This window comes from Microbacterium panaciterrae (genome assembly GCF_039541635.1).
GTDB classification, from domain to species: Bacteria; Actinomycetota; Actinomycetes; order Actinomycetales; family Microbacteriaceae; genus Microbacterium; species Microbacterium panaciterrae.
This window is the reverse complement of the sequence record NZ_BAABGP010000008.1, coordinates 405,579-431,474: the sequence shown is the minus strand read 5'-3', so window position 1 is coordinate 431,474 and position 25,896 is coordinate 405,579. Positions and strand designations below refer to the sequence as shown.

General features: G+C 70.3%; 19 protein-coding genes. 7 read left to right on the top strand and 12 right to left on the bottom strand.

From position 1 onward, the window contains the following. Positions 1-28: 28 nt before the first annotated feature. The 6 genes from ABD882_RS07055 to glgX form a co-directional block, all read right to left on the bottom strand. The gene (locus ABD882_RS07055; protein WP_345185571.1) at positions 29-1,348 is read right to left on the bottom strand and encodes an acyltransferase family protein; all 1,320 of its coding nucleotides are present in this window, start codon (positions 1,346-1,348) and stop codon (positions 29-31) included. Between the two features lie 62 nt (positions 1,349-1,410). Further along, positions 1,411-2,502, bottom strand: a complete 1,092-nt coding sequence (locus ABD882_RS07050; RefSeq protein ID WP_345185570.1) for a DUF4349 domain-containing protein — start codon at positions 2,500-2,502, stop codon at positions 1,411-1,413. Beyond that, on the bottom strand, positions 2,499-3,059 hold the full coding sequence (locus ABD882_RS07045) for an RNA polymerase sigma factor (protein ID WP_345185569.1): 561 nt from the start codon (positions 3,057-3,059) through the stop codon (positions 2,499-2,501). The genes ABD882_RS07050 and ABD882_RS07045 overlap by 4 nt, the downstream gene beginning before the upstream one ends. Before the next feature lie 76 nt (positions 3,060-3,135). After that, positions 3,136-5,334: a 1,4-alpha-glucan branching protein GlgB gene (gene glgB, locus ABD882_RS07040; protein ID WP_345185567.1), complete on the bottom strand. Its 2,199-nt coding sequence runs from the start codon at positions 5,332-5,334 to the stop codon at positions 3,136-3,138. Next, the gene (locus tag ABD882_RS07035; protein ID WP_345185565.1) at positions 5,331-7,412 is read right to left on the bottom strand and encodes an alpha-1,4-glucan--maltose-1-phosphate maltosyltransferase; all 2,082 of its coding nucleotides are present in this window, start codon (positions 7,410-7,412) and stop codon (positions 5,331-5,333) included. Before ABD882_RS07035 ends, glgB begins: the two co-directional genes overlap by 4 nt. A gap of 46 nt (positions 7,413-7,458) precedes the next feature. Beyond that, on the bottom strand, positions 7,459-9,522 hold the full coding sequence (gene glgX, locus ABD882_RS07030) for a glycogen debranching protein GlgX (protein ID WP_345185867.1): 2,064 nt from the start codon (positions 9,520-9,522) through the stop codon (positions 7,459-7,461). A 144-nt stretch (positions 9,523-9,666) separates the two neighbouring features. Between glgX and ABD882_RS07025 the strand changes: the two genes are divergently transcribed. The 6 genes from ABD882_RS07025 to ABD882_RS07000 all read left to right on the top strand — a co-directional run bounded on the left by ABD882_RS07025 (position 9,667) and on the right by ABD882_RS07000 (position 17,156). Then, on the top strand, positions 9,667-10,842 hold the full coding sequence (locus ABD882_RS07025) for a cysteine desulfurase family protein (protein WP_345185564.1): 1,176 nt from the start codon (positions 9,667-9,669) through the stop codon (positions 10,840-10,842). A 54-nt stretch (positions 10,843-10,896) separates the two neighbouring features. Further along, a complete protein-coding gene (gene mnmA, locus ABD882_RS07020; protein WP_345185562.1) occupies positions 10,897-11,994 on the top strand; it encodes a tRNA 2-thiouridine(34) synthase MnmA in 1,098 nt (365 codons plus the stop codon). Between the two features lie 230 nt (positions 11,995-12,224). Next, positions 12,225-13,250 (top strand): OmpA family protein, encoded by a 1,026-nt coding sequence (locus tag ABD882_RS07015; RefSeq protein ID WP_345185561.1) that lies wholly within the window; start codon positions 12,225-12,227, stop codon positions 13,248-13,250. After that, positions 13,247-13,834, top strand: a complete 588-nt coding sequence (locus ABD882_RS07010) for a hypothetical protein (protein WP_345185560.1) — start codon at positions 13,247-13,249, stop codon at positions 13,832-13,834. The genes ABD882_RS07015 and ABD882_RS07010 overlap by 4 nt, the downstream gene beginning before the upstream one ends. Before the next feature lie 50 nt (positions 13,835-13,884). Further along, a complete protein-coding gene (gene ligA, locus ABD882_RS07005) occupies positions 13,885-16,203 on the top strand; it encodes an NAD-dependent DNA ligase LigA (protein WP_345185558.1) in 2,319 nt (772 codons plus the stop codon). A 200-nt stretch (positions 16,204-16,403) separates the two neighbouring features. Next, positions 16,404-17,156: an ABC transporter permease gene (locus ABD882_RS07000; RefSeq protein WP_345185866.1), complete on the top strand. Its 753-nt coding sequence runs from the start codon at positions 16,404-16,406 to the stop codon at positions 17,154-17,156. A 7-nt stretch (positions 17,157-17,163) separates the two neighbouring features. Here ABD882_RS07000 and ABD882_RS06995 read toward each other — a convergent pair whose 3' ends face one another. The 6 genes from ABD882_RS06995 to ABD882_RS06970 all read right to left on the bottom strand — a co-directional run bounded on the left by ABD882_RS06995 (position 17,164) and on the right by ABD882_RS06970 (position 24,975). Next, positions 17,164-19,014 carry a DEAD/DEAH box helicase gene (locus tag ABD882_RS06995; protein ID WP_345185557.1) on the bottom strand — a complete coding sequence of 617 codons (1,851 nt, stop codon included), beginning with the start codon at positions 19,012-19,014 and terminating at the stop codon, positions 17,164-17,166. 84 nt (positions 19,015-19,098) lie between these two features. Continuing rightward, positions 19,099-20,799, bottom strand: a complete 1,701-nt coding sequence (locus ABD882_RS06990; RefSeq protein ID WP_345185555.1) for a long-chain-fatty-acid--CoA ligase — start codon at positions 20,797-20,799, stop codon at positions 19,099-19,101. A gap of 45 nt (positions 20,800-20,844) precedes the next feature. After that, entirely contained in the window at positions 20,845-21,642 is a 798-nt protein-coding gene (locus ABD882_RS06985; protein ID WP_345185554.1) for an ABC transporter permease, read from the bottom strand. Between the two features lie 8 nt (positions 21,643-21,650). After that, positions 21,651-22,577 carry an ABC transporter permease gene (locus tag ABD882_RS06980; protein ID WP_345185552.1) on the bottom strand — a complete coding sequence of 309 codons (927 nt, stop codon included), beginning with the start codon at positions 22,575-22,577 and terminating at the stop codon, positions 21,651-21,653. Between the two features lie 74 nt (positions 22,578-22,651). Beyond that, positions 22,652-23,833, bottom strand: coding sequence for an ABC transporter substrate-binding protein (locus ABD882_RS06975; RefSeq protein WP_345185551.1), 1,182 nt, complete (start codon positions 23,831-23,833; stop codon positions 22,652-22,654). A gap of 59 nt (positions 23,834-23,892) precedes the next feature. Then, entirely contained in the window at positions 23,893-24,975 is a 1,083-nt protein-coding gene (locus ABD882_RS06970; protein ID WP_345185549.1) for an ABC transporter ATP-binding protein, read from the bottom strand. Positions 24,976-25,096: 121 nt separating this feature from the next. Between ABD882_RS06970 and ABD882_RS06965 the strand changes: the two genes are divergently transcribed. Continuing rightward, a complete protein-coding gene (locus tag ABD882_RS06965; protein WP_345185548.1) occupies positions 25,097-25,882 on the top strand; it encodes a FadR/GntR family transcriptional regulator in 786 nt (261 codons plus the stop codon). Positions 25,883-25,896: the final 14 nt, after the last annotated feature.

Sequence of the window (25,896 nt, the reverse complement as noted above, 5' to 3'; positions counted from 1 at the left end):
GGGGGCTTTCGTCGTACCCGGGTGCTGTTCAGCCGGTCCGGGGCGCACGACGATACGCGCCGACCAGATACAGCGAGAGCACCGACGCGACGAGAGCGGCGGCCGCGAGGGGCAGGTCGAGGCCGTAGGCGGTGATCGCCAGGATCGGCAGCACGAAGACCGCCACGGCGACCGCCGTCGCTCCGGTGCGGGGCCGGGCGCCCAGGTACGGCGCCTGCTCGTAGCGGACAAGCCACAGCGACAGCACCCACACCGCCGCGAGCACCACGAGCAGGAACGGAAGGCGGGTCCACCACCACAGCGGGCTGCCCGGGGCGGGCATCGGCACGGGGAGCAGCAGCTGCACGCCGATCAGCACCATGATCATCGGCAGGTGCCACAGGTACACCGTCATCAGGCGGGATCCGATCAGCAGCACGGCGCCCTGCGCGACGCGGGTGCGCATCAGCGCGGTGAGCGGGCGATGCAGCAGCGTCAGCGCCGCGGCCTGCACCACGGCGAGGAGCGCGAGCGGCGCCGTCGGCGGCCATTGGTTGCTGAGCATGTTCCAGGAGTAGCCGCCGAGCGAGACGAGCCCCCAGATCGCCAGGTACCCGAGTGCGATGAGCCCGAGCAGCTGCCACGCCCGCCGACGTGCGAACCAGCCGTCGAACAGGAAGAATCCGGCCTGCTGGGCGAACAGCCAGACGAAAGCGACGTTCGGGATCCCGAACAGCTCGCTGCCGATCCCGTATCCGGTCGCGGGGACGTGCCCCAGGCCGAGCAGGCCGCCGGCGACGAGGAAGCGCAGCGCATCCGTCGCGAGCGCCCCGCCCAGCAGCACCAGCGGCACTCGTATGCCGAAGCGGGCATGCAGTCCGATCATCCAGGGCGCGAGCGCCTGCACGATCAGGTACGCGGCGAGGAACCAGAGCGGCGAACCGACACCGATCGCGATGGTGTCGACCAGTGCCGGGTCGAACCCCAGCAGGCGTACGGCGCCGAGGGCGATCGTGAAGAACATGAACACGGCGACCGCGGGGCGGGCCAGGCGCGCGAGCCGCAGCCGGACGAACCCCGCGGCGTCGTCGCCCCGCCGCTCGGCGGATCGCCAGCCCGCCCGCGCCGCGAACCCGCCAACGACGAAGAACAGCGGCATGATGTTGAGGATCCAGCTCGCCGCGTCGAACCAGCTCTGCCCCTCGACCGTGCGCTCGATCAGCAGGCTGCCGTCGGGCCGTCGGCCGACACCGGTGAACAGGATGTGCACGAACACGACCAGAACCACGCACGCGACACGAGTCAGGTCCAGGGTGAGGTCGCGCCCCGCGGGCACGACGCGCGCAGGCGTGGCGGCGACGTTGCTCATGGCGAAGACCATAGCGGTGCCATCATGTCGCGCGGGGCATCCGCGGCGTCCGGCGACCCTGATCAGTCCTGGGGTGTCGGTGCCGAGGCGGTGTTCCCGGCCGACCGGCGCGCACGTCCGGCGCGGCGGATCCGCACGATCCCCCAGACGATCAGCACGACCACGAGGGCGACGGCGAGCCAGGGGAGCAGGAAGCCGAGCGCGATCACGAGCGCGTTCAGCGAGACGATGAGCCCGTGCCAGCCGGCGGCGACCCCGTCCCCGAAGCCGGCGGGATCCGCGGCAGCCGCGGCCTCGCGCACCAGAGTGACCTGCACCGACGACATCTCGACCTGCGATTCCAGGCTCTTCAGCTGCTGCTGGGCCGACTGCAGCTGCGCCTGCCGGTCGGTGAGCGCGGTCTCCGCGGTCAGCAGATCCGCCACCGACGACGCCTGCGACATCAGCTGCGTGAGGCGATCGACCGATGCCGTCAGCGACGCCACCTGGGCGCGCAGATCGGTGGTCGTCGCGGTCACGTCGTCCTGTCCGATCGAGGTGGACAGCACCGTGCCCTGATCGCGCAGCGCATCCATGACGGCTGTGAGGTCCGCCGCGGGCACCCGCAGCGTCACCCAGCCGTCGCCCTGCGGCAGCGGCACGATCCCGCCGGTGGACGAGGGGACCCCGGACGATCCGAGCTGCTCGCTCTCGACGAATCCGCCGTGCTTCTCGGCAAGCGCGCGGAGCGCATCCGCCGCGGCGCGCACGTCGTGGACCTGCACGGTCGCGGAGCCGGTGCGCACGATGTCACGCGGGGTGGAGGTCGCGGACGACGCGGATCCGCCCGTTGTCGCGGAGTTCTTCGCGCCGCCGTCGGCGAGGGACTTCAGCTCGGGGCTCGTGACGCCGGCCGGTGCGGGAACGGCCGACACGGAGGACCCCGACGACGCGGCGGTCGTCAGAGACAACACGGACGGGGTGATCAGCACACCCACGACGAAGGCGGCCGCGATCCCGCCGGCGGTCAGCCACCCGCGGCGCCGGGAGCGGCGCCGGGACGCCGTGCGCGAGCGGACGCCGGATCGTTCCTCGGCGATCTCGGCGAACACGTCCTGCTCGATGCGGGCCACGGCCTCGTCGGAGAGCTCCGGGAGTTCGGGGGTGGTGATCATGAGGCGGTTTCCGTTCCGGTCACAGCGCCGCGCAGACGGGTGCGTACGCGGGAGAGACGGTTGCGGACCACGCCGTGCGCCACGCCGAGCTCGGTCGCCGCGGCCTGGTAGTCGTAGCCCTCGGTCGCGCACAGCCGGAAGATCTCGCGGTCCAGCGGGCTCATCCCGCCGAGCTCCTGCACGATCCGGTCGGCGAGCTCCGCGGCGATGACCTGCTGCTCCACGTCGATCAGCGCAGGGATCCGCTCGTCCGCGTCCCCTGCGATGTGCGCGCGGTCGCGCTGCCGCCGGCGCAGGCGGTTGGCCGCCTGGAACCGGCAGATCGTCGCAAGCCACGGCAGCAGCGAATCCCCGGCGAGCTCCAGTGCGGGCAGCTTCCGCCAGGCCACGACGAACGTCTCCTGCGTCACATCCTCCGCATCCGGGGCGTCTCCGAGGATGCCGTACGCGATCCAGTAGACAGGGCGCGCGTATGCGCGGTACAGCGTGCGGAAAGCGTGCTCGCTCCCCGACGCCGCGCGCGCGACGAGCGCCGTGTCGTCTGCGGTCTGTGCCATGGAGGGCTCCGTTCGGTGTCTCTCACCCTAGGAGTGTCGGCACTGCCGGGATCGTCTCAGAGCGGTTCGGCCCCGCTCATCCCTTGCTGACGATCGGGACGTGCGGATCGCGCTGATGACGCAGCCAGATCGTCGACAGCGCAGGGATGGTCAGGGACGCCTGCGGCGATCCGTTCTCGACATCCGCGGCGTACACCAGGCCGAGGTTGCCCTCTCCGTGCCCGCCGAACTCGCCGGCGTCGGTGTTCAGCACCTCGGTCCAGCCGCCGGCCAGCGGCAGGTCCAGACGCACGCCGTGCCGGGTGGCGCCGGAGAAGTTGCTGATCACGGCGAGGTGCCCGCCGTGCGCGTCGCGGCGCACGAAGGCGACGATGTTCGGATCCCAGTCCGGCGCGCCGATCCGGGTGAACGAGGAGCTGTCGTGGTCCCGTTCCCACAGCGGCGCGTTCGCGCGATAGGTGCGGTTCATCGCCCCCACGAACTCCTGCAGCTGCTGATGCGAAGGCTGGTCGAGCAGCCACCAGTCCAGGCCGCGGTCCACCGACCACTCCGAGAGCTGGCCGAACTCCTGCCCCATGAACAGCAGGTTCTTGCCCGGGTGCCCCCACATGTAGCCGAGGTACGCGCGCACGTTCGCGAGCTTCGCGGTGTGATCGCCCGGCATCTTCGACAGCAGGCTGCCCTTGCCGTGCACGACCTCGTCGTGGCTGATCGGCAGGATGTAGTTCTCGCCGAACGCGTACACGAACGAGAACGTCATCTCGCCCTGATGATGCGAGCGGTACAGCGGGTCGCGCTCGATGTAGACCAGGGAGTCGTTCATCCAGCCCATGTTCCACTTGAACCCGAAGCCGAGTCCGCCGTGCTCGGTGGGGGCGGTCACGCCGGGGAAGCTGGTCGACTCCTCCGCGATCATCACGATGCCGGGGTGCCTGCGGTACGCGGTCGCGTTGACCTCCTGCAGGAACCGGATCGCCTCGAGGTTCTCCCGTCCGCCGTGCACGTTCGGCTCCCACTCGCCGTCTTCGCGGGAGTAGTCCAGATACAGCATCGAGGCGACCGCGTCGACGCGCAGGCCATCGGCGTGGAACTCGTCCAGCCAGTACAGCGCGTTCGCGACGAGGAAGTTGCGCACTTCGTTGCGGCCGTAGTCGAAGATCAGCGTGCCCCAGTCGCGGTGCTCGCCGCGGCGCGGATCCGGATGCTCGTACACGGCCTCGCCGTCGAAGCGGGCGAGCGCGAACGAGTCCTTCGGGAAGTGCCCCGGCACCCAGTCGATGATCACGCCGATGCCGGCCTGGTGCAGCCGGTCGATGAGATGACGCAGATCGTCCGGCTCGCCGTAGCGGTGCGTGGCGGCGTAGTAGCCGCTGACCTGGTAGCCCCAGGAGCCGCCGAACGGGTGCTCGGCGACCGGCATGAACTCCACGTGCGTGAATCCGGTCGCCGTGACGTGCTCGATCAGCTCGTCCGCGATCTCCCGGTACCCCAGCCCTGGACGCCAGGAGCCCAGATGCACCTCGTACACGCTCATCGGCTGGGCCACCGCGTGGGTGGCCGCGCGCCGCGTCATCCAGGCGCCGTCGCTCCAGGCGTACTCCGAGCGGGTGACGATCGACGCCGTCGCGGGCGGCACCTCGGCGAGCTGCGCCATCGGATCGGCCTTCAGGATCCAGTCCCCGTGCGGGGTGAGGATCTCGTACTTGTAGTGCGCACCGACGTCGACGCCCGGCAGGAACAGCTCCCAGACCCCGCTGGAGCCCATCGACCGCATGGCGTCGAGCCGGCCGTCCCAGCCGTTGTGATCTCCGACCACGCGCACCGCCTGTGCGTGCGGGGCCCACACGGCGAACGCCGTGCCGCGGTCGCCGTCGATGAAGCGGGGATGCGCACCCAGCGCCTCCCAGAGCCGCTCGTGCCGGCCCTCGCGGATCAGGTGCAGGTCCAGCTCGCCGATGGTGGGTGCGTGCCGGTACGCGTCGGCGGAGACCCAGTCGGGGGCGTCCTCGTACGTCGCCTCGAGGCGGTACGCGCCCAGCGGGCCCGTCACCTCCCCCTCCCAGACACCCTCCGCGACGTGCGTGAGCGGCACGTCGATCCCGCCGTCGAGCAGCACCGAGACGCTCTTGGCGAGCGGCCGCAGTGCGCGGACGATCGTCGAGGGTCTTCCGGCCGTCGCCGGCTGCGGATGCGCGCCCAGCACGGAATGCGGGTCGTGGTAGGAACCCGAGGCCACTGCCTCGAGCACAGCGGAGTCGATCGCGGTGGTGATCATCGCTGCCCCTTCACATGGAGGATGTGCACCGGCTCGGTGAACGAGTCCAGGCGCACGAAATTGTGATCCGTCCAGGTCCAGACGGATCCGGTGACGAGGTCCTCGACCTCGTACGCCGTCCCAGGCTCGACACCCCAGGCGAGGGTGTCGAGATGCACGGTCGTCTGCCGCACCGAATGCGGGTCGACGTTGGCGATCACGATGATCGTGTCGCCGGAGTCCGTGCCGGTGAAGGGCGCGTCCAGGTGCTTGGAGAACACCAGGATCGCGTCGTCGTCGCTCCAGTGCACCTGAAGGTTGCGCAGCTGGCGGAGGGCCGGGTGCGCGCGACGGATCTCGTTGAGTCGCGTGAGGTAGGGCGCCAGCGACCGGCCTTCGGCCTCGGCGAGCCCCCAGTCGCGGAGCTTGTACTCGTACTTCTCGTTGTCGATGTTCTCCTCGGACCCGGGCCGGGCGACGTTCTCGAAGAGCTCATAGCCTGCATAGACCCCGTACAGCGGCGCACCGGTGGCGGCGATCGCGGCCCGGATCTTGTACGCGGCTCTGCCGCCGAACTGCAGGTACTCGGTCAGGATGTCCGGAGTGTTCACGAACAGGTTCGGCCGCATGTAGTCGGCGGTCTCGTGCGACACCGACAGCAGGAACTCCTCGAGTTCGGCCTTCGTGTTGCGCCACGTGAAGTAGCTGTAGCTCTGCTGGAACCCGACCGCGGCGAGCCCCCGCATCGGGGCGGGCCGGGTGAACGCCTCGGCGAGGAACACCACGTCGGGGTGCTTCGTGTTCACGGTGCGGATCAGCCACTCCCAGAATCGCAGCGGCTTGGTGTGCGGGTTGTCGACGCGGAAGATCTGCACGCCCTGGGAGATCCAGTGCTCCACGACCCGCAGCACCTCGGTGTACAGCCCCACCGGGTCGCGATCGAAGTTGAGCGGGTAGATGTCCTGATACTTCTTCGGCGGGTTCTCCGCGTACGCGATCGTGCCGTCCGGCAGCTCGGTGAACCATTCCGGGTGCGCGGTGACCCAGGGGTGATCCGGGGCGGCCTGCAGGGCCAGATCGAGCGCGACCTCCAGGCCGATCGCGTTGGCCTTCTTCACGAACGCGCGGAAGTCGGCGAGCGTCCCGAGGTCGGGGTGCACCGCATCGTGACCGCCCTCCGCAGCGCCCACCGCCCACGGCGAGCCGGGGTCGGAGGGGCCGGCGACGAGCGTGTTGTTCGGGCCCTTGCGGTTGAGGCGCCCGATCGGGTGGATCGGCGGCAGGTAGAGCACGTCGAAGCCCATGGCCGCCACGCCCGGGAGGCGCTCGGTCGCGGTCGCGAACGTGCCGCTCGCGATCGTGCCGTCGGCGTTTCGCACGGCGCCCTCCGAGCGCGGGAAGAATTCGTACCAGGCGGCGGCACCGGCGAGGGTGCGTTCGACGAGGACCGTCTGCCACGGCGTGGACGAGTCCAGGGCCGTGATCGGGCGGTCCTGCAGGAGGGCGGCGAGCGCCGGGTCGGTCGCGACGGCGATCGCGTCCTCCGCGGTGCCCGCGGGGTCGGCGAGCGTCTCCGCGATCGCAGCGAGTCGCTTGCGCTCGGGCTTCGGCCGGGACTTGTCGGCGGCGGCGCGGCTCAGCAGGTCGGCGCCGAGTGCGCGCATCACCTCGACGTCGACGCCGGCCGCGATCTTCAGCTCGGCCGCATGCGCCCAGGTGGCGAACTCGTCGGCGAAGGCCTCGAAGCGGAAGGTCCAGGCGTGCGGCACGTCGAGGGCGACGTCGACCTGCCAGCGGTCGGTGCCGTCCTGCAGCGGGGTGAGCCGGTGCAGGCTCTCTTCTCTCTGCGGCGTGCGCAGTCTCAGGTGCACGCCGATGAGGTCGTGCCCTTCCCGGAACGCGACCACCCGGAACGGGATCACCTCGCCCGCGAACGCCTTCGGGTGGAAGCCCTCGGGGGCCGCGGGAGACGGATCCGCAAGCGGGATGCGGGTCGTCTGCGCGTCGGCGGCGTCGGTCGCAGGCAGGGCTCGTGCGGGGATCTGCGCGGTGCTGCGCAGAGCGACGGACCCGGACGGGGTGGCAGATCGATCGGACACACCCCGAACCTACCGCGCCGCGGCGTCTCGCGCGGCAACCCGCGCGTCACTCGGCCCGGAACAGCCTCATCGACGTGCCGGGAAGGGCGATCACGTCGCCCGGCTGGTGCACGGTCTCCACGTCGCTGGGGCGTTCGTCGGCGCTCGACCACAGCGATACATAGCGGGTGACGCCCTCGACTTCCGGCAGTCGCACGTCGATCGGGGCCTCCGTGCCGTGCACCATGAGCAGCACCCGGTTGAAGGACTCCGTGTCCGGCGTGGACGCGGCCACGTACTGCAGGGTGCGGTTGCGGGGGTCGTTCCACTGCTCGGCGTCCATCGTGTCGCCGGTCTGGTCGAACCAGTCCATGACGGACGCGTTGGGGATGTGCTCCCCGAGCCGTGCGAACTTCACCGGACGCAGCGCCGGGTTCTCCGCGCGCAGGCGCGTGAGCAGCGAGGCGTGCGCGAGCAGATCCTGCTGCCACGGCTCGTGATCCCAGGAGAGCCAGCTCAGCGCGGAATCCTGGCAGTACGCGTTGTTGTTGCCGCGCTGGGTGCGGCCCACCTCGTCACCGGCCGTCAGCATCGGCACGCCCGCGGAGAGCAGCAGGGTCCCGAGCAGGTTGCGCATGGCCTTGCGTCGCGCCGTGAGGATGGCGGGATCATCCGTCGGGCCCTCCGCGCCGTGGTTGAAGGAGCGGTTCAGATCCGCGCCGTCGCGATTGTCCTCGCCGTTCGCCTCGTTGTGCTTGACGTCGTAAGCGACGAGATCGTGCAGGGTGAACCCGTCGTGCGAGGTGACGAAGTTGACGCTCGCGAGCGGGCCGCGCTCGTCGCTGTAGGTGTTCGCGGATCCGGCCAGCCGGTTCGCGAAGCCGCCGATCCCGGTGGGGGCCGACGCGCGGCGCGCGTAGTCGATGTCGCTGAGCCAGAAGTTGCGCACGCGATCCCGGTAGCGATCGTTCCACTCGCTCCAGCCGCTGGGGAAGTTGCCGGTCTGCCAGCCGCCGAGGCCCACGTCCCACGGTTCGGCGATCAGCTTGGTCCCTTCGAGTGCCGGATCCGTGCGGATCGCCTGCAGCAGCGGGTGATCCGGCGTGTAGGCGTTGGACGCGTCCCGGCCCAGGGCGGTCGCGAGATCGAAGCGGAAGCCGTCGATCTGCATCTCGTTCGCCCAGTACCGCAGTGAGTCGAGCACGAGGCGCGCGGCGGCGTCCGTCGCGGTGTTCAGGGTGTTGCCGCAGCCGGTCGTGTCGATGTACGCGCCGTCGGGCTGCTGCCGGTAATAGCGCGCGTTGTCGATGCCGCGCAGACTCGTGCGCGGTCCGCCGATGCCCTCCTCGTTCGTGTGGTTGTACACGACGTCGAGGATGACCTCGAGGCCCGCCTGATGCAGCAGCTTCACCATCCCTTTGAACTCGGCCAGCACCGCCTCGGGGCCCGCCTTGCGCGCGTCCTCGGTCGCGTAGGCCGCATGCGGGGTGAAGAAGTTGAGGGTGTTGTAGCCCCAGTAGTTCGTCAGGCCGCGTTCCAGCAGGCGCGGTTCCGAGGCGAAGGCGTGCACGGGAAGCAGCTCGACAGCGGTGACGCCGAGCCGGTGGAAGTGCTCGATCATCGCCGGATGCGCGAGGCCCGCGTAGGTGCCGTGCAGCTTGGGCGGCACGTCGGGATGACGCTTCGTGAGGCCCTTCACGTGCCCCTCGTAGATGACCGTGCGGTCCATCGGCGTGCGCGGCTTGGCGATGCCGCCCCAGTCGAAGCCGTCCTCGATGACGACCGAACGCCATTCCTCGTACCCATCGCCCTGGGCGAGACCCCGCGCATAGGGGTCGAGCAGCAGCGTCTCGGGGTTGAAGGTGCTGCCCGCGTTGTGCGGGCCGTCCGCACGCAGGGCGTACCGGGTACCGGGCTGGAGCAGATCGGTCGTGATCTCCCAGACGCCGTCGGCGCGCTGCTCGAGCTCCAGCTGCGCGGTCTCCCAGTCGAGGTCGGTCTCGTCGAAGATGACGAGTTCGACGGAGGACGCGTCCGACGACCAGACGCGCAGGGTGGCGCGGCCGTCGTTCAGGCGGATCCCGAGGTCGTCCAGAGCGGGGCTGCAGAGCGAGCAGCTGTCACCGGTCATCGGGGTCGCGGCGTCGGTTGCGTGCGGACACATGAGGGACAGAATACGCGCGAGGAGGCCGAGGAGGTGCAACTGAGTCCCGTGTTCCGCGCCACCCGGTGCCATCGCGCGGCCACGACGCGCGCGGGGTGGGAGAGTGGAAGGGTGCACTACCTGGATCACGCGTCGACGACGGACCTGCGCCCCGAGGCCGCAGCGGAGTGGGCGCGCGTGGCGGGGGAGACAGGCAACGCCTCCTCGACGCACGGCGCGGGCCAGCGCGCGCGGCGGATCCTGGAGGAGTCGCGAGAGCGGCTCGCGGCGGTTCTCGGCTGCGATCCGATCGAAGTGGTCTTCACCTCGGGTGGCACGGAGTCGGTCAACCTCGCGATCCAGGGACTGTGGCGCTCGCGTGCACAGGGCGCGGACACCATCGTGCTGCCCGACGGAGAGCATCACGCGACCCTGGACACGGTGGCCGCGCTCGCCGCGGACGGCGCGCACGTGCGCCCGGTCGTGCTTGACGACGTGGGGCGGATCCCGGCGCCCGGATTCGCGGAGGCGCTCACCCAGGACGGCCGCGTCGCACTCGCCACGGCGCTGGTGGCGAACAACGAGGTCGGCACGATCAATGACGCAGCGGCACTCGCGGCGTCCGCGGCGTCCGCCGCCGTGCCCCTGCACCTCGACGCGGTCGCCGCCTTCGGGCACGTACCGCTGTCGTTCTCCGCGCTGCGTGCAGGTGCCGGGGCCGGGATCGGCCTGGTCGCGCTGAGCGTCGCGGGGCACAAGATCGGCGCACCGGTCGGCACGGGCGCTCTCGTCATCGCACGCACCGCCCGGCTGGCTCCGCTGCTGCACGGCGGCGGGCAGCAGCGCGGGCTGCGCTCCGGAACGCAGGACGTCGCGGGCGCGGCCGCCTTCGCCCTGGCCGCGGAGCAGGCGCAGGCAGAGCGCGACGCCGAGGCGGTGCGGCTGGGCGTACTGCGCGACGCGCTGGTCGAGGGGGTGCGCGGGCAGGTTCCCGAGGCGGTGCTGCTCGGGGACCCGGATCCCTCCGGTCGCCTGCCCGGCAACGCCCACCTGCTGTTCCCCGGCGCGCCGAGCGAGAGCCTGCTGTTCCTGCTCGATCAGGCCGGGATCTCCGCGGCGGCCGGATCCGCGTGCCAGGCGGGCATCGCTGAGCCCTCGCACGTCGTGCGCGCGCTCGGCCGAACCGAGGCCGAGGCGCGCAGCGTCATCCGGTTCACGCTCGGCCGGACGACCACCGCTGCCGACGTCGACGCTCTCCTCGCCGTGATCGGCGACGCCTACCGCCGCGCATCGAGCTCCGGTCGCTGAGGCTCTCGAAGCGCGCCCCGCCCGCGTCCAGCCAGCCCCTCGTACACTGGAGCCATGCGTGTGCTGGCGGCGATGAGCGGGGGAGTGGACTCCGCCGTGGCTGCGGCGCGTGCGGTCGAGGCCGGCCACGAGGTGGTCGGCGTGCACCTCGCGCTCTCGCGTGCCGGCGGAACCCTGCGCACCGGCAGCCGCGGCTGCTGCACGATCGAGGACGCGATGGACGCCCGGCGGGCTGCCGACCTCCTCGGGATCCCGTTCTACGTGTGGGACTTCTCGGAGCGCTTCCGCGAGGACGTCATCGAGGACTTCGTGTCGGAGTACCGCGCCGGTCGCACCCCGAACCCGTGTCTGCGCTGCAACGAGAAGATCAAGTTCGCCGCGCTCCTCGAGCGGGCGATCGAGCTCGGCTTCGACGCTGTCTGCACCGGGCACTACGCCACTCTCGTCGACGGTACGGACGGGCTCGAGCTGCACCGCGCCTCGGACGCTGCGAAGGACCAGTCGTATGTGCTCGGCGTGCTGAACGCCCAGCAGCTCGCGCACACGTACTTCCCGCTGGGTTCCACGCCGTCCAAGGCGATCGTGCGAGCCGAGGCTGCCGAGCGCGGGCTCAGCGTCGCGCAGAAGCCGGACAGCCACGACATCTGCTTCATCCCGGACGGCGACACCCGCGGCTGGCTGGCCGAGAAGGTCGGATCCGCGCAGGGCGAGATCCTGGACCGGCACGGCGAGGTCGTCGGCACGCACGACGGCGCGCACGCGTTCACTGTCGGTCAACGCCGCGGGCTCCGCCTCGGCGTGCCCGCGCCGGACGGCAAGCCGCGCTTCGTGCTCGAGGTGCGGCCGGTGTCGAACACGGTCGTGGTCGGACCGAAGGAAGCGCTCGCGATCGCCGAGATCTCGGGGGAGCGGCGTTCCTGGGCGGGCGCCGCGCCGAGCGAGGACGAGTTCGCCTGCGAAGTGCAGATCCGCGCCCATGCGGACCCGGTGCCTGCCCGGGCGTTCGTGTCGCCGGACGGCGTCCGCGTCGTGCCGGAGCAGTCGCTCGACGGCGTCGCGCCCGGCCAGAGCGCCGTGCTCTACGTGGGGACACGGGTGCTCGGCCAGTTCACGATCGATCGCACGATCTCGGCCGTCCCCGTCGGCGTCTGACGCCGTTCTCCTGCCCGCGGACCGCCACGCGGTCCGCCGCTCCGACGGCGGAGAGCTTCACCGAGCGACCGTGATGACCGGGGGCTCGGCTCAGCGCAATGGGGAGAGCTGCCCATCGACAGGGTCTGACGCGGCGATGACGATGGTGAGTGCACGTCGACGAGGGGGAGCTCATGGGCCGAACGGCGCCGAGAAGCAGGAGTGCGGATTCGACATCCCGCCGAGTGGGAATGGTGCTCGCCGCGTCCGCGGCGATCGCGATCGCGGCGCCCGCAGGTGCGGCGGCCGCAGGCTCGCCGAGCCCCGATCCGGGCATGCCCTACCAGGCGACGGTCGCGTACCGGGTGGTCGGGATCGACATCGCGACGGCCAAGTTCTCGGTTCTCACCGTCGCCAGGGTCAGCGGCGCCACGGTGCTCTTCTATGCACTCACCGACGCCGAGCCCGGTGCGAACGGCTGGCTGCAGACCTTCAAAGAACACCTCGGCACCCCGTACCGTCCCGGGCAGGCCGCCGAGATCGGCCTGATCGACGCCACTGGACAGAAGTTCTACATGCCGCTCGAGAACGGCGGGACGTGCCTGTGCGGCATCCCCGCCGACCTTCAGACGCCGGCCCGCGGCACCGACCCCGTGGTCGGATACGCGGTGATGCCCGCACTGCCGTCGTCCCTCACACACGTCAGCGTGCAGGTCGGGGCGAACGTGATCATCCCGGACGTGCCGATCGCCCGGACCCTGCCGATGGGCGGCTCGGGCGCGCATCCTGTGCCGCTCGGATCCTGGCCGGTCCTGCCCCGGGCGGCGGACATCGCCGCAGCGGATCCCGCCGTCGTCACCCTCGATCTCGCCGAGAACGTCGCGGACAAGCAGGCCGCATCCTCCGTCGACGCCTCATCGACCACGGTGGCGCTGAACGCCGACGTGCTGTTCGAGTTCGCGAAGTCCGACCTCACCGCGCAGGCCGGCGCGGTCCTGACCCGCGTGGCGGCGGACATCGACAAGAACGCGTCCGGACCGGTCAGCATCACCGGGTACACCGATGCGGTCGGCACCGACGCCGACAACGTCGTGCTCTCGGAGCAGCGCGCGCAGGCCGTGCTCGCCGCGCTCCAGCCGCTGGTGAAGAACCCTGCGGTCACCTTCACCACCGCGGGCAAGGGCGAGCAGGATCCGGTCGCCGACAACGCGACGAATGAGGGCAGGGCCCTCAATCGCAGGGTGAGCATCTCCTATGCCACGAAGGGGGCGAAGTGATGCGCGGGTCCCGGATCCTGGCCGCAGCGGCGCTCGTCGTCGGCGGCGCGCTGCTGGCCGGGTGCACGGGCACGCCGGCGCCCGTCCATTCGACCGCGGCGACACGGACGCTCAGGGCCGCGGACGTCGCGAAGAAGATCGCCGACACCGAGCTCTCCACCGCGTCGATCGCGCAGGCCGACGGCGCGCTCAGCGTCAACGGCGCACCCGTGAAGGTGCGCATCGACGTGGAGTCGGTGCGCTCCCTGGCGGATTCGACGCTGCTCACCTGGCGGCTGTCGACGGTGTCCGGCGCGCAGGAGAAGGTCTCCACGTTCCAGTTCGCCGTGGCGCCGCACCTGGACACGCGCAATGTGGCACTCGTCGTCGACGGCGGGGCGACGACGCTGCGGCCGTACACGTTCCGCTACCAGAATGATCCGTCGCAGCCGACGTCCTGCCTGTGCGCGACGATCCCTTCGGCGTCCGACGGCACAGGGCTGCAGCTGAATGCGCTGATGCCGGCGCTGCCCGCGGGGACGAAGACGGTCGACGTGTCGTTTCCCGGATTCGACGTGATGAAGGGCGTTCCCGTCACACGGTGACGAATGCATGGCATCCGGTCGATGTCGTACCCCGCTCGTAGACTTCAGTGGTGCCGGAGAACAACTCGCTGGAAGCCGCCCGCATCGAGGCCGAGGAGCTGACCACCCGCATCCTGGACGCCAAGGACGCGTACTACGGCCGCGACACCTCGCTCGTCGACGACGCCACGTATGACGACTGGATGCACCGGCTGGAGGAGCTCGAGCGCCTGCACCCCGAACTGCAGGGGCAGGATTCGCCGACGCAGATGGTCGGTGCGGCCGAGGCGACGGGGCTGGCGACCATCGAGCACGCCGAGCGCATGCTCAGCCTCGACAACGTGTTCTCGATCGACGAGCTGCGCGAGTGGGCGGCGAAGACCCGTGCCGCGGCCGGTCGCGACGTCGCGTGGCTCACCGAGCTCAAGATCGACGGGCTCGCGATCAACCTGCGCTTCGAGAACGGCGTGCTCACCTCGGCCGCGACCCGCGGCGACGGGCGCGTCGGCGAGATCGTGACGGAGAACGCGCTGCGCGTCGCCGGGATCCCGCCGCGGCTGAGCGGATCCGGTCATCCGGCGATCGTCGAGGTGCGCGGCGAGGTCTTCATCCCCGTCGCCGCGTTCGAGCGGCTGAATGCGGCGCAGGCGGCCTTCCGCGATCGCGCCTACGCCGAGGCACGGGAGCGGTGGGAGGGGCGCGGCGGAGCCAAGAAGCCGTTCGACGAGGAGAAGGCTCGCACGGCCGCGGCGCGGCGTTTCCCGTCGTTCGCCAACCCGCGCAACGCCGCGAGCGGCGGCCTGCGGCAGCAGCTCGACAAGAAGGGCGGCATGGAGCTCGAGGCGGGCCTGCTGCGCGTCGACTCCCTCGCGTTGTACGTGCACGGCATCGGCGCCTGGCCGGATCCGCCTGTCGCCGCGCAGAGCGAGGTCTACGGGCTGCTCTCCACCTGGGGGCTGCCCACCAGCCCGCACACGAAGGTGTGCGCCACGATCGACGAGGTCGCCGAGTTCGTCGCGTATTTCGGCGAGCATCGGCACGACATCGAGCACGAACTCGACGGGATCGTCGTCAAGGTCGACGAGCTCGACCTGCACGCCGAGCTCGGCGCCACCAGCCGCGCGCCGCGCTGGGCGATCGCGTACAAGTACCCGCCGGAAGAGGTGCAGACCACGCTCCTCGACATCGTCGTGTCCGTCGGCCGCACCGGCCGCGCCACGCCGTTCGCCGTGATGGCGCCTGCGCAGGTCGCCGGATCCGTCGTGCGGCAGGCGACCCTGCACAACAAGGACGTCGTGAAGGCCAAGGGCGTGCTCATCGGCGACACGGTCGTGCTGCGCAAGGCGGGTGACGTGATCCCGGAAGTGCTCGGCCCCGTGGTCGAGCGTCGCGACGGCACCGAACGCGAGTTCGTCATGCCGGAGCGCTGCCCGGAATGCGGCTCGATCCTCGCCCCCGCCAAGGAGGGTGACATCGACCTGCGCTGCCCGAACACCCGATCCTGCCCGGCGCAGGTGCGCGGACGCGTGGAGCACATCGGCTCGCGCGGCGCGCTGGACGTGGAGGCGCTCGGTGAGGTGACTGCTGCGGCGCTCACCCAGCCCAGCCACCCGGCCGTGCCGCCGCTGGAGACCGAGGCGGGGCTGTTCACGCTCACGCTGGATCAGCTGGTGCCGATCGAGGTGGTCGTGCGCGATGCGGAGACGGGTCTGCCCAAGGAGGACGACGACGGGATCGTGAAGACCCGCTCCCCGTTCCGGCGCAACCCGACGGCGGCGGAGAAGAAGGACGGGATCAACGCCGCGCAGCCGTCGTCGCAGGCCGTCAAGCTGCTCGCCGAGCTGGAGAAGGCGAAGACCAAGGAGCTGTGGCGCCTGCTCGTGGCGCTGAACATCCGGCACGTCGGTCCCGTCGCAGCGCGCGCGCTCGCCGGCTGGTTCGGATCCCTGGACGCGATCCGGGCGGCCACCGTCGAAGAGCTCGCCGCGGTGGAGGGCGTCGGCGGGATCATCGCGGAGTCGCTGCTCGACTGGTTCGACGTCGACTGGCATCAGGACATCGTGCAGCGCTGGGCCGACGCCGGCGTGCAGTGGACGACGCCAGGGCACCCGGGGCCGGGTGCCGCGAGCGCCGCGGGTGGAGTGCTCGAGGGCCTCACCGTCGTGGCGACCGGGTCGCTCGACGGGTACACCCGCGACGGCGCGCAGGAGGCCATCATCCAGGCCGGGGGCAAGGCCGCATCGAGCGTCTCGAAGAAGACCGATTTCGTCGCGGCGGGCCCGGGAGCCGGATCCAAGCTCGCCAAAGCCGAGGAGCTCGGTGTGAGGATCCTCGACGCCGCGCAGTTCCATATCCTCGTCACGGAGGGCCCCGACGCCCTCGACAGATGAGCGTCTGGATGCGGTCGATTCGGGAACCTGCGCCCGCTCGGCGGCAGACGATCACGTGCGCAGCCATCGCACCCGGATGATCTATCGCAGCCGGCCGGATCGGTCGGTCGAGGTCACGAGTCCGACCGGGTTCCGCACCACGGATCCGCCGCCGTTCTGATCCGACCTGCCGAGGACGTAAAGTACCCGGGGAGGTGCTCATGATCGTCGGCGGGATCGACCTGGTTCCCACGATCATCGGCGTGCTCGTGCTCGCGGCGATCGCGACGGCCGCGCTGATCGCGTTCCGGGTGCCGGGCCGCTGGACGCCGGCGCTCGCGATCCTCCGCGGCGCGCTGCAGCTCGCCGTCATCAGCGTCATCCTGACCGGCATCGTCACGCATCCGCTGTGGATCGGGGTCGCGCTGCTGATCATGTTCGGGATCGCCACCGGCGTCGCCGTGCGACGCACCGGCGGTGGCGCGCACACCGTGCTGATCATGGCGACCTCGATCGGCGCCGGCGCGATCGCCTCGATCGGCACCGTGTTCGCGACCGGAGCGCTGCAGCCGACGCCGCGCTATCTGCTCGCGATCGGCGCGATCCTCATCGGCAACTCGATGAGCATCGCTACCCTCGCGGGGCGCCGGTTCACCGCATCGGTCGTCGATCGCTGGGAAGAGGTCGAAGGCTGGCTCGCGCTGGGCGCCACATCCCGGCGCTCGACGCTCGACCTGGCGCGCCGCGCGGTGCGCGAAGCTCTGATCCCGTCGACCGACCAGACGAAGACGACCGGGCTCGTGGTGCTTCCCGGAGCCTTCGTCGGCGCGATCTTCGGCGGGCTCTCACCTCTCGAAGCCGGGCGCTTCCAGATCGTCGTGCTCGCCGCGATCATGGCCGCAGGCGCGATCACTGCCGTGATGATCGCGACCTGGCTCGGCCCGGTCCGCACCAAGCCGGTGCTCGCCGCCTGAACTCTGCTCAGTCCTTGTGGCGGGGCTTACGCGGCGGACGGTCGTCGAAGTTGCGCTCCGTGCGCGGACGGTCGTCACGGGGACGGTCATCGCGGGAACGGTCATCGCGGCGCGGGCCGCCACCGGCGCGGCCGCGGTCGCGCTGGATCTCGATGAGCCGACCGGAGATGCGAGTGCTGCTGAGGCGATCCAGCACCGACGGGTCCAGGTTCGACGGCAGCTCGACGATGGAGAAGTCCGGACGGATCGTGATCACGCCGAAGTCGTCACGGCCGAGTCCGCCCTCGTTGGCGAGGGCGCCGACGATCTGGCGCGGCTCGACGCGGTGCCGGCGGCCGACCTCGATGCGGTACGGCGTGTAGTCGCCGCGGCTGCGCCGCTCGGGCCGCGGGCCGCGCTCGTCCCGATCGCGCCCGCCGGAGCGTTCGCCGGAGCGCTCTGCGCGGTCCGTGCGGCCGGGGCGGTTGTCGGCGGCGACCGCCGCGGAAAGGGGATCGTTCTCGGGGTCCAGCAGCAGCGGGGTCTCGCCCTGCGCGACGATGGCGAGAGCGGCGGCGACGTCACCCTCGGGCACGTCGTGGTTGCGCACGTAGTGGGCGATGATGTCGCGGAAGCCCTCGATGCGGCCGGTCTCCTCGAGCGCCGCGGTGATGGCGTCGTCGAAGCGGGCGAGGCGGGTGCTGTTGACGTCCTGCATCGTGGGCAGCTGCATCTGCGCGGGCTGCTGACGGGTGGCGCGCTCGATGTGCTTGAGCAGGTAGCGCTCGCGCGGCGTGATGAAGCTGATCGCGTCGCCCGAGCGGCCGGCGCGGCCGGTGCGGCCGATGCGGTGCACGTACGACTCGGTGTCGGTCGGGATATCGAAGTTGACGACGTGGCTGATCCGCTCGACGTCGAGGCCGCGGGCGGCCACATCGGTCGCGACCAGGATGTCGAGCTTGCCGTCCTTCAACTGTCCGACGGTGCGCTCGCGCATGGGCTGGGCGATGTCGCCGTTGATCGCGGCGGCGGAGTAGCCGCGGGCGCGCAGCTTCTCGGCGAGCGTCTCGGTCTCGTTCTTCGTGCGGACGAAGACGATCATGCCCTCGAAGTTCTCCACCTCGAGGATCCGGGTGAGCGCGTCCACCTTCTGCGCGTACGAGACGACGAGATAGCGCTGCGTGATGTTCGCCGCAGTGGTCGTCTTGCCCTTGACCGAGATCTCCGCGGGGTCGTGCAGGTACTGCTGTGCGAGTCGGCGGATCGTGGCGGGCATGGTCGCCGAGAACAGGGCGACCTGCTTGGTTTCGGGGGTCTGCGCGAGGATCTGCTCGACGTCTTCCGCGAAGCCCATCTTGAGCATCTCGTCGGCCTCATCGAGCACGAGGTTCTTCAGCTCGGACAGGTCGAGCGTGCCCTTCGCCAGGTGGTCCATGATGCGGCCGGGCGTGCCGACGACGATGTGCACGCCGCGGCGCAGCGCGGACAGCTGCACGCCGTAGCCCTGGCCGCCATAGACGGGCAGCAGGTGCACGCCGGGGATCTGCGCGGCATAGGACTCGAACGCCTCGGCGACCTGCAGCGCCAGTTCGCGGGTCGGCGCCAGTACGAGCGCCTGCGGCTTGCGCTGCTGCAGATCCAGGTTCTCCAGGATCGGCAGGGCGAACGCCGCGGTCTTGCCGGTTCCGGTCTGCGCCGTGCCGAGCACGTCACGGCCGCCGAGCAGCAGCGGGATGGTCTCGCGCTGGATCGCCGACGGCGTCTCGTAGCCGAGGGCCTTGATCGCCGCGAGCACGGGACCCGTGATGCCGAGTTCCTCGAATCCGGGGGTGGGGAGGTCTTCGGGGGCGTCTGCAGGCGTCACGGCGTCATCGGTCACTTCCCAACCGTAGCGCCTCGGGCCCCGCGGAGTCTGCGGGAAAGCCCGGAGAAACGGGGAGGAATCGACCGGACCGGACCCCGTTCAGCTGCCGCTCGTCAGCGCCAGCAGCCGCTCCCTGACCTGGCGGCGCAGCACCTTGCCGATCAGCGAGGTCGGCAGCTCGTCGACGACGAAGATCCGCCGCGGCACCTTGTACGGCGTGAGGATCCCGCGGGCGAACTCGCGGATCGCCTCGACGTCGACATCTCTCCCGCCGTCGACGACGATCGCGGCGACGACCTCCTCGCCGGAATGCTCGCTGGGCAGGCCCACGACCGCGGCGTCGAGCACGTCCGGATGCTGGCGCAGGGCGCCCTCGACCTCGGTGGGGGCGACGTTGAACCCGCCGGTGATGATGAGCTCCTTGATCCGGTCGACGATCCGGATGAACCCGCTCTCATCGATCGTGACGATGTCGCCGGTGCGGAACCAGCCGTCCACGAACACCGCCTCGGTCTCCTCCGGCTTGCCGTAGTAGCCGGAGAACACCTGCGGTCCGCGCACGACCAGTTCGCCTCGCTCCCCGGGATCGACGTCCTTCGTCGGTTCGTCAGGATCCACGACGCGGCACTCGGTGCCGGGCAGCGGCAGTCCGACGGTGCCCGGCACGCGATTGCCTGCGACCGGATTGGCCATCAGCACGGGGGAGCACTCGCTCAGCCCGTACCCCTCGACGAGGTACCCGCCCGTCGCCGCCTCGAACGGCACGACGAGTTCGTGGGGGAGCGCCATCGCCCCGGAGATCGCGATCTCGGTGCCTGCGAGCGACACGCCCTTCGCGGTCGCCGCGGACAGCAGCCGGTCGGCGATCGGCGGCACCAGCGGCAGGAAGGTCGCCGGGTGCTTCTTCGTGACCTCGAGCACCAGATCCGGATCGAACTTCGGGAACAGCACCAGCCGCGCGCCCATCGACATCGCGAAGGTGAGGCAGAGGGTGAGTCCGTAGGCGTGGAACATCGGCAGCACCGCGTACACGACGCAGCCGTCGCCGCGCGTGATCGATGGCACCCAGGCCTGCGCCTGCGCCGCGTTGGCGAGCAGGTTGCGGTGGCTGAGCGAGGCGCCCTTGGGGGTGCCGGTGGTGCCCGACGTGTACTGGATGATCGCGAGGTCGTCGGTCGCCGGACGCGGGTGCGAGGCCGGCAGCGGGGCGTAGCCCACCACCGACTCCCAGGTCACGGTGCCGCGCACTCTCGTCGTGAGCGCCTCTCGCGATTCGCGCGCCTTCGCGACCGGGAGACGCAGCGCGAACCGGGTCAGGGCGGGCATCGCCTTGGTGACGTCCACGGAGATGAGGCTCGTCACGGCGAGATCGGCAGGGAACGCCTGCACGCTGGCGACGACCTTGTTCCACACGATGGCGTGCTTCGCGCCGTGGTCCTCGAACTGCTTGCGCAGCTCGCGCGGCGTGTACAGCGGGTTGTGCTCGACGACCACGGCGCCCAGGCGCAGCACGGCGTAGAACGCGACGATGTGCTGCGGGCAGTTCGGCAGCACGATCGCGACGGGATCCCCTGCGCGCACGCCGAGCGCGGCGAGCCCGGCCGCGGCCCGCTCGATGGCGGACTGCAGCTCGCGGTACGAGGTGGTGCGGCCGAAGAACTGCAGCGCAGGCGCATCCGGGTCGTCGCGGGCCGAGGCCTCGACGATGTCGACCAGGGATCCGGAGACCTCGGGGAGATCCTCCGGAACGCCGTCGGCGTAGCTGGCGGTCCAGGGGCGGGGAGGAACGAACGTCGTCACGGGCTCAGCCTATGTCCCGACGCCTCCCGGCGCCGGGACCCGGACTCAGCGGCGCTGCTCGCTGCCGGAGAACTTCTGCGCGAGCGCGATCGGGGCGATCGAGACGACCACCAGCACGATCGCGATCACCGAGACGATCGGCGCCTGGTTGGGCCGTGCGACGTTGTCGATGATGAACATCGGCAGCGTCTTCACCCCCGACCCGGCGGTGAAGGTGGTCACTACGATCTCGTCGAAGGAGAGCGCGAAGGCGAGGAGACCGCCTGCCAGCAGCGCCGAGCGCAGCTGCGGGAATGTCACCAGGCGGAACGTCGTCCAGATCCCCGCTCCGAGGTCCGCCGATGCCTCCTCGAAGGACGTGCCCATGCGCCGCAGCCGGGCGACCGCGTTGTTGAACACGGTGACGATGCAGAACGTGGTGTGCGCGACGATCACCGTCCAGATCGACAGCGGAACGCCCATGATCGTGCGGAACAGGTTGTTCAGCGCGATGCCGGTGATGATGCCGGGAAGAGCGATCGGCAGGATCACGAGCAGGTTCACGGTGTTGCGGCCGAAGAACGAGAACCGCTGCAGCGCGAACGACAGCATCGTGCCGAGGATGAGCGCGAGGACTGAGGAGATCACGGCGACCAGAGCGCTCGTCCCCACGGCCTCGAGCGCGCCATCGCTGCGGAACGCCCTGCCCCACCACTCCAGGGTGAAGCCCGGCGGCGGCCAGGTGAGCGATGCCGAGGTGGAGAACGAGTTGATCAGCACGACCAGCAGCGGCACGTACACGATCACGAGGATCACGGCCGTGATGATGCCGAGTACGACGCGGGTTCCGAGAGAGATGCGCATGAGGCCTCCTACAGGTTGTCCAGGGCACCTGTGCGGCGCACGAGGAACAGGTAGCCGAAGATGATGACGATCGGGATCAGGGCGATCGCGGAGGCGAGCGGGAGGTTGTTCGCCGCGCCGATGTCCTGGTAGACGAGCGTGCCGAGCATCTGGCTGCCGCCGCCGACGATCCCGATGGTGATGTAGTCGCCGAGCGACAGCGAGAAGCTGAAGATCGTGCCGGCGATGATGGCGGGCAGGGCGAGCGGCCAGACCACCAGGCGCAGCGTGGTCCAGCTGCGTCCGCCGAGATCGCCGGACGCCTCCAGCAGCGAGCTCGGCACGCGCTCCAGCCCGGCGTAGATCGGCAGGATCACGTACGGAAGCCAGAGGTAGGACAGCGTGATGATCGTCGCCGGGATGCCATAGCCGGGGGTGTGCCCGCCGAGCGGGCGCAGCAGCCACTCCAGGATCCCGTCGCTGGAGAGCACCGAGCGCCAGGCGAACGCCTTCACCAGATACGAGGCCCACAGCGGGGTGAGCACGAGCACGACGAGTGCACGCTGCACCGCGGGGGAGGCGACCATCGCCATGAAGTACGCGATCGGCAGCGCGAGGGCCACATCGATCGCCGTGACGGCGAGGGCGACGCCGACCGTGCGCAGGGTGATGCCCTGGTAGAAGGCGTCGGTGACGACCGTGATCACGTTGTCGAGCGTGAAGTCGGTACGGATCTGCCCGGTGTAGGTGTCGGTGGTCCAGAACGCCGCGACGAGCAGGAGCACGAGCGCGACGACGTACACGGCGCCGAGCCAGAACAGCGGCGCCGACAGCAGCAGGGCGAGTCGGGCCCGCGGGTGGGCGGAGAGATACGCGGATCCGCTGCGCGCCGGGGTGCGGCGCGGGGACGGGATCGGCGCGTGCGTCGGGGGCTTCGACGGAGCGATGGTGGTCATGAGGGGTCCTTTCGAATCCTGGTGCCGGTCGCCGGGGCGGTGCGCCCCGGCGACCGGAGCGGGTCAGGAGACGGTCAGTTCCGAACCTGTTGCCAGGCGGTGGTCCAGGCGGAGTAGTCGACGCACTTCACGTTGGTGCGCCCGTCCAGGCACTTGGCGATCGGCGTGGTCCAGTACCAGATCTTGCTCGCGTAGTCGGCGTCGCCGGCGTGGTAGGACCCGCAGTCGGTGCGGTAGTTGCAGGCCTCGGCGCTGGACGGCGCTTCGCCGAAGAACTCCGTCGCCTGCGCGTTCGCCTTCGGGCTGGAGATGTAGTCCAGCCATGCGTAGGAGCAGTTCGGGTGCTTCGAGGCGGACGAGATCATCCACGTGTCGCTCCACCCGGTCGCGCCCTCGCTGGGGAGCACGACGTCGGTCTTGCCGCCCTCGCCGGCGAGGGTGTTCTGGATCACCTGCCAGGTGGTGCCGACCACGCTGTCGCCGGACTGGAATGACTGCACCTCCTTGAGATAGTCGCCCCAGTACTCGCTGACGTTCTTGCGCTGATCCTTCAGCAGGGACACCGCGGCGTCGAACTGCTTCTGGTCGAGCGAGTACGGGTTGGTGATCTTCAGCTCCGGCTTGTGCGCCATCAGATAGACCGCGGCGTCGGCGATGTAGATCGGCGAGTCGTAGGCGGTCACCTTGCCAGCGTGCTCGGAGGCCTTGTCGAACACGACGTCCCAGGAGGTCGGCGCGGTCGGGAACGCCTCGGTGTTGTACATGAGCAGGTTGGCGCCGTAGCCGTGCGGGACGCCGTAGTGCTTGCCGTCGACGGTGTTCCACGCGCGATCCTTGAGGAAGGTGTAGATGCCGTCGTAGTTCTTCAGCAGCGAGGTGTTGACCTCGGTGACGTCGCCGGAGGCGATGAGCCGCAGCGACGCGTCACCCGACGCGGAGATCACGTCGTATCCGCCGGTCTTCATCAGGTTGAGCGCTTCGTCCGAGGTGCCGAACGTCTTCGCTTCGACCTTGCAGCCGGTCTCCTTGGTGAAGGCGGACACCCAGTCGACCTTCGGGTCGTTGGATCCGTTCTCCACATAGCCGGGCCAGGCGAGGATCGAGACCGTCCCCTCCATGGTGCCGAGCTTCTGCAGCGGCCCGCTGCTGGATCCGCCGGATCCACCGGACCCGGCGGTGCCGCATCCGGTGAGCGCGGCGACCACGGCGGCCGAGAGGCCGATCGCCGCGAGGGCCTTGAGGGTGTTGCGTCGCATGGGATACTCCTTCGTTCTGATGCGAGGACGTGCGGTGTGGGTGGGAGGACGATCGCCGCTCAGCGGGCGACGACCGTGCGGATGGTCTTCGAGGGCGTGTCGTTCTGCGGGCCGATGGGCGCGTCGCCGAGAGGGACGACATCCGCGTCCCGCCACGAGACGAACACCCGATCGCCGTGATCGCCGTGCGCGTGCCCGCCGACGCTCTGCTCCAGGGCCGTGATGCGCGGTCCCCGGTCGAGGTCGATGACGAGCCGCACGCCGGATCCGAGGTAGATCGCCTCGGCGACGACCCCGGGGGCGGACCGGAATCCCGGTTCGGTGGACGGCCTCGGCGAGACGACGAGCTTCTCGGGGCGCAGCGAGTGGTGGCCGGTGCGTCCCAGGACGAGTTCGCTGGCGATGTCGTCGAAGAGGTTCGAGGTGCCCACGAAGTCGGCCACGAACCGGGACACGGGCCTCTCGTACAGCTCGAACGGGGTGCCCAGCTGCTCGATCCGCCCCGCGCTGAACACCGCGATCCGATCCGACAGCGTCAGCGCCTCCTCCTGGTCGTGCGTGACGAAGATGAAGGTGATGCCGAGCTCGCGCTGGATCTGTTTCAGCTCCACCTGCATCTGCTCGCGCAGCTTCAGATCCAGGGCGCCGAGCGGCTCGTCCAGCAGCAGCACCTTCGGTTCGACGACCGTGGCTCTCGCGAGGGCCACGCGCTGGCGCTGTCCGCCCGAGAGCTGCGTGGGCCGGCGGTCGGCGAGATGGTCGAGGCGGACGCTCGCAAGGGCTTTCATCGCACGCTCGCGGCGCTCCTTCCTGGCGATCCCGCGCACGCGCAGTCCGTATGCGACGTTGTCCAGCACCGTCATGTGCGGGAACAGCGCGTAGTCCTGGAAGACGGTGTTGACCGGGCGGTCGAACGGCGCCTTCCGGGTCACGTCCTCACCGAACAGGCTGACCGTCCCCGATGTCGGCTGCTCGAAGCCGGCGATCAGGCGCAGCACCGTGGTCTTGCCGGATCCGGACGGGCCGAGCATGGAGAAGAACTCCCCTTCGGCGATCTCGAGATCGACGTGGTCGACGGCGGTGACGGATCCGAATGTACGGGTGAGTCCAGTGAGTCTGATCGCGACGGGCTTGTCGGCCATCACATCTCCTTCGATGCGAGGACTAATCCTCTGTTAGTAGATGTTTGGAATCATATGGGAACAGAGGAATTTGTCAAGCGTTGCGTGCTACCGTCATGTCACGACTCGAGAGGAGCGCGACGTGGCGCAGGTGACGGCAGGCGCGGACCCCGCGCGTTCGGCCGTGTTCGCGCCGCTTTCCGACCTCGGCCGGGCCGAGCTGGTGGAGCGCCGACTGCAGGATGCGATCACCTCCGGCGTGCTGCACGACGGGGAGCGGCTGCCCAGCGAGTCCCAGCTCGGGCGCCGTCTCGGCGTCGCCGTGGTCACCGCGCGGGAGGCGCTGGAGGCGCTGCGCGATGCCGGGCTGATCCAGACCCGCCGGGGGCGTGACGGCGGAAGCTTCGTCACCTTCGATCCCGAGACCGCGCTGCGGTTCACGAACGAGCGCATCCGCTCGATCAGCAGCGTGGAGCTGCGCGACGCATCCACGCACTACTCCGCGATCGCGGGCATGGCCGCCGAGCTCGCTGCCGACCGTGCGGGTGAAGAAGACGTGCAGGGACTGCGCGAGCTCGAGGATCAGGCCGACCTGTCGACCGAGGGCGGGGCGCGCCGGGCGGTCGCCCGCTTCCAGCTCGAGGTCGCGGCGCTCAGCCAGTCGCCGCGGCTGGTGCGCGAGGAGCTGCGGCTGCAGGCCGAGATCGGCTCGCTGATCTGGATGGGGATGCGTGCAGAGGATCAGCGGATCCGCAGCGCCGAGGCGCGTCGCGCAGAGATCGACGCGATCCGGGACGCCGACATCGCGGCGGCGCGCCGTATCGCGGTGCTCCGCATCGCCGACGGCGTGGAGTGGTTGCTGGACGAGAAGACACGACTGGAGGTGGCGGCGGAATCGGCGGTGCAGACCGTGCCGTCGCTGCCCTGACCGACATGAGGAGC

Bases quoted from the DNA above. Each gene is read 5' to 3' on its own strand.
- ABD882_RS07055 (WP_345185571.1), bottom strand. From the start codon at position 1,348: ATGAGCAACGTCGCCGCCACGCCTGCGCGCGTCGTGCCCGCGGGGCGC.
- ABD882_RS07050 (WP_345185570.1), bottom strand. From the start codon at position 2,502: ATGATCACCACCCCCGAACTCCCGGAGCTCTCCGACGAGGCCGTGGCC.
- ABD882_RS07045 (WP_345185569.1), bottom strand. From the start codon at position 3,059: ATGGCACAGACCGCAGACGACACGGCGCTCGTCGCGCGCGCGGCGTCG.
- glgB (WP_345185567.1), bottom strand. From the start codon at position 5,334: ATGATCACCACCGCGATCGACTCCGCTGTGCTCGAGGCAGTGGCCTCG.
- glgX (WP_345185867.1), bottom strand. From the start codon at position 9,522: ATGACCGGTGACAGCTGCTCGCTCTGCAGCCCCGCTCTGGACGACCTC.
- mnmA (WP_345185562.1), top strand. From the start codon at position 10,897: ATGCGTGTGCTGGCGGCGATGAGCGGGGGAGTGGACTCCGCCGTGGCT.
- ABD882_RS07015 (WP_345185561.1), top strand. From the start codon at position 12,225: ATGGTGCTCGCCGCGTCCGCGGCGATCGCGATCGCGGCGCCCGCAGGT.
- ABD882_RS07000 (WP_345185866.1), top strand. From the start codon at position 16,404: ATGATCGTCGGCGGGATCGACCTGGTTCCCACGATCATCGGCGTGCTC.
- ABD882_RS06985 (WP_345185554.1), bottom strand. From the start codon at position 21,642: ATGCGCATCTCTCTCGGAACCCGCGTCGTACTCGGCATCATCACGGCC.
- ABD882_RS06980 (WP_345185552.1), bottom strand. From the start codon at position 22,577: ATGACCACCATCGCTCCGTCGAAGCCCCCGACGCACGCGCCGATCCCG.
- ABD882_RS06975 (WP_345185551.1), bottom strand. From the start codon at position 23,833: ATGCGACGCAACACCCTCAAGGCCCTCGCGGCGATCGGCCTCTCGGCC.
- ABD882_RS06970 (WP_345185549.1), bottom strand. From the start codon at position 24,975: ATGGCCGACAAGCCCGTCGCGATCAGACTCACTGGACTCACCCGTACA.